General features: G+C 74.2%; 1 pseudogene. It reads left to right on the forward strand.

The window, feature by feature from the left end:
- Nucleotides 1-229: pseudogene (locus tag KVT14_RS21945) on the forward strand (amidohydrolase); the annotation flags it as partial.

The raw sequence follows: 229 nt of genomic DNA on the forward strand, positions 1-229 counted from the left end.
CCGGCCCCGGGAAGCCGGCGCCCGGCGAGAACCCCAAGCGGGTGTACGCGGGGAAGAAGCAGACGCCGTCGACCCGGCTCGGCCCCGCGCTGATCATCCGGCAGGCGTTCACCGACGCCCAGCACTACCGCGCCGCGCGCGCCGCCGCCGGGGCCAAGGGCGAGCCGTTCAAGGTCGACCTCGGCCTGGAGACGCTGGCGCGGGTGTTCTTCGGCGAGGTAAGTCGCAT

This window comes from Cellulomonas sp. GbtcB1, from assembly GCF_019091725.1.
In the GTDB taxonomy this organism is placed as follows: Bacteria; Actinomycetota; Actinomycetes; order Actinomycetales; family Cellulomonadaceae; genus Cellulomonas.